This window comes from Longimicrobium sp., assembly GCF_036387355.1.
Lineage (GTDB): Bacteria > Gemmatimonadota > Gemmatimonadetes > Longimicrobiales > Longimicrobiaceae > Longimicrobium.
This window is the reverse complement of record NZ_DASVTX010000158.1, coordinates 1-3,282: the sequence shown is the minus strand read 5'-3', so window position 1 is coordinate 3,282 and position 3,282 is coordinate 1. Positions and strand designations below refer to the sequence as shown.

Genomic DNA, 3,282 nt, shown 5'->3' with positions numbered 1-3,282 from the left:
CGAAACCGTTGAGCGCATCCTGGCGACCATGGCGCAGATCCCGCCCCGCACCGTCGCCGGCAGCGACCGAGAGCGGCTGCGCACGCTGGAGTCGGAGCTCAGGGCGCGCGTGTTCGGGCAGGACAGCGCGATCGGGCAGCTCGCCGCCGCCATCAAGCTGTCGCGCGCCGGGCTCCGCGACCCGCGCAAGCCGATCGGCTCCTTCCTCTTCACGGGCCCCACCGGCGTCGGGAAGACGGAAGTGGCCCGCTCCCTCGCCGAGGTGATGGGGATCGAGCTGATCCGCTTCGACATGAGCGAGTACATGGAACGCCACACGGTGTCGCGGCTGATCGGCGCGCCGCCGGGGTACGTGGGGTTCGACCAGGCGGGGCTGCTCACCGAAGCCGTGCGGCGCACCCCGCACGCGGTGGTGCTGCTGGACGAGGTGGAGAAGGCGCACCCCGACGTCTTCAACCTCCTGCTGCAGGTGATGGACTACGGCCGCCTGACCGACAACAACGGGAAGCAGGCCGACTTCAGGAACGTGGTGCTGGTGATGACCAGCAACGTGGGGGCGGAAGAGCTCTCGCGCCGCCGCCCCGGCTTCGCCGGCGCCGACGCGGCCCCCAACGACGACGCGCGGGCGTTCGAGCGGACCTTCTCGCCCGAGTTCCGCAACCGGCTGGACGCGCGCATCGCCTTCGCGCCGCTGGGGCTGGAGGTGATGGAGCGGATCGTGGAGCGGATGCTGGCGGAAGTGGGCGCGCGGCTCGCCGCGCGAGGGGTGGAGCTGGAGCTGACCCCGGCGGCGCGGGCCTGGCTGGCCGAGCACGGACTGGACCCGGCCAACGGCGCCCGCCCGCTGGCCCGCCTGATCGAGGAGCGGATCCTCCGTCCGCTGGGGGACGAGCTCCTCTTCGGGATGCTGGAGCACGGCGGCGTCGCTCGGGTGGACGCGCGGGACGGCCAGATCGTCCTGTCCCCTGAGGGACGCCCGGGAACCGCCGCGGCGTTCGCGGCGGAGGGGGAAGGAAACGGTGTAGACCCTGGCGGGTACTGATAACCGTCAGGCCTCACCAGAGATGTGCAATCGTGGTGCGCCCGGCCTCGCGTTGTACACCACGCGTCGGATTCTGAACCGGGTCGTCGGGAATATCGACGCTTCGAGTGCTAAAAATCTGGCGCACGCGAGCCGCGATGCGTATCGTATACGGAAAGTTTACAGACCGAGCACCCAATGAAGGCACAAGGAGACCGTATAATGAGAGCCACCCGCGCCAAGACCAACGTGCGCGAGCCCCGCCGGTGGCGGACGCCGCCCCCCCTGATCCGCGGTTCGGAGACGCTGGAAGGGATGGACATCCTGCGCGAAGTCGGCAGCGAGGCGGGGGTCCTTCTCTGGCAGTCGTACCGCAACGTGATGTTCTGGGCCACGGCGGAGCCCGGAGAGCGCTCCACCCTGTTCTCGGCCGAGGCGAGCCGGAAGCGCCTCGCCGAAGTGGCGGCCGCGCGCCTGCCGCACGAGATCACCGAGCCGCTCACCGTCATCGGCGGCCTGCTCGCCGCGCCCGAGGACACCCCTGGCGACGCGGTGGCCGCTGCGTGCACCGCAATCGGGGAGTGGGCCGAAGCGGAGCAGCACGGCGCCACCTCGCTCGCGTTCGCGCAGGCGGCGGCGCTCGCCATGCCGCGCAGCGCGGGCCTGGCGCTCAAGGTTGGCCAGGTGGCGCGCGAACGCGCCGAGATGGCCCGTGCCGAGACCTGGTTCCGGCACGCCATCATGATCTCCCGCCAGGTGGGCGACTGGGAGACCTACGCCCGCGCCTACATCGCGCTGGGGAACATGGCGATCAAGCGCGGCAGCTTCCCGGTCGCGCACCGCATGCACATCAAGGCGCTCCGGGCCGCACGGCGGAAGGGTCTCCCCGCGCTGCAGGGGATGGCGGCGCACGACCTGTTCGTGGTCGCGGTGGAGACGGGGCGCCACGCGCAGGCGGAGGAGTACGCGCGGGCCGCGTTCCGTGCGTACGGATCGCAGCACGAGCGCCTTCCCGTGCTTGCGCAGGACGTGGCGTACCTCTGGATGCAGCAGGGCCACTTTGCGCCGGCGCTCGAGGTGTTCGAGGCCCTGCGCCCGCACGCCGCGGGGAGGCGCGACTTCGGCCTTACCGTCGTGTCGAACATCGCGCGCGCGGCGGGCGGTGTGGGCGAGCGCGAGGTGTTCCGCAAAGCGTGGGTGGAGGTGAACCGGCTCGCCAAGGAGCCTGAGGTCCGCCCCGTGCTGGCGGCGGCCATGCTGGAGCTGGCTCACGGCGCTGCTTCGCTGGGCGAGTGGGACCGCGCCGAACAGGCTGCCGAGCAGGCGAGCGCAGTCGCGACCGAGCTGCGCCAGTCCAAGCTGATGATCAGCGCCGACGCGGTGCTGGACTCCATCCGCAACGGGCGCCGGATCGAGCGCAAGGTGGCGGACACCGGGGTCTCGGCGGTGGCGACGCAGGATACGGAAGTATTCGCGGCCAGCCTGGTGCGTACGTTGGAGATGGCCTCGAGCCACTGACAACAAAAGCGAACGGGTGGCGGGGTTTGCCCCCCGCCACCCGTTCTCCTTTTCTACCAGACCGGGTTCAGCCGCCTGAGCCGAGCAGGCCGCCCTTACCGTCGCCGGTCACGCAGGTAGTGGTGACGTTGCCGCTCGGATCGGTGGTGACGACCAGCGTCCCGGAGCAGGGCGGCGGCGGCGTCTCTTCCGTGATGCTGCCAGCGCCCGAATCTTCAGTGGAGTCGTTGCTGACCGTGGCGGGCGCAGTGTCGTGGCGCACGCCCCCGGGTGCCGGGGAGCCGGTGATGGAATCGTTTCCGCAGGCGGCCAGAGCGGCCAGGGAGATAACGGCGAGAAGGATGCGGGCGGTCTTCATACTGAGGTTCCAATGTGCAGGGAGTTGGTACGGGCAGGGCGCGGTGGCCACGTGAGGCACAGTATATTTGTGCGTACGGCCGCCCGACTGCCCATTCTTCTTTCGTCTGGCTCCAGTTAATTCCGGACACGTCATGCCCCCGCCGCGCCGCACACTGCTCATCATGCACCCAAATGGTGCATTCCGGGAACGTGTTCAATCGATTAGTGCAAAGGTGTTCCGTTGCCAATCGGTCTCCACGTGGCCCGAGCTTCGCGCGGCAGCCGCCCAGGCGCCGCCTTCCACTCTCCTGGTGCTGGACCCCTACCGCAAGAACGCGCGCGGCCTCTGGAAGGTGACTCCGGAGCTGCGCGGTTTCCTTTGGGAGTTCCCCTCCATCACCGTG

General features: G+C 69.8%; 3 protein-coding genes. 2 read left to right on the top strand and 1 reads right to left on the bottom strand.

Features of this window, described 5'->3' with window-relative positions; genetic code table 11:
* Together VF665_RS07385 and VF665_RS07380 are read left to right on the top strand one after the other, a co-directional pair.
* Nucleotides 1-1,042, top strand: a 1,042-nt coding sequence (locus tag VF665_RS07385; protein WP_331052765.1) for an AAA family ATPase, incomplete at its 5' end; no start/stop codon positions are given.
* Nucleotides 1,043-1,243: 201 nt separating this feature from the next.
* Nucleotides 1,244-2,539 (top strand): tetratricopeptide repeat protein, encoded by a 1,296-nt coding sequence (locus VF665_RS07380; RefSeq protein WP_331052764.1) that lies wholly within the window; start codon nucleotides 1,244-1,246, stop codon nucleotides 2,537-2,539.
* Nucleotides 2,540-2,606: 67 nt separating this feature from the next.
* Here the strand turns inward: VF665_RS07380 and VF665_RS07375 are convergent, their stop codons facing one another.
* Nucleotides 2,607-2,897: a hypothetical protein gene (locus VF665_RS07375; RefSeq protein WP_331052763.1), complete on the bottom strand. Its 291-nt coding sequence runs from the start codon at nucleotides 2,895-2,897 to the stop codon at nucleotides 2,607-2,609.
* Nucleotides 2,898-3,282: the final 385 nt, after the last annotated feature.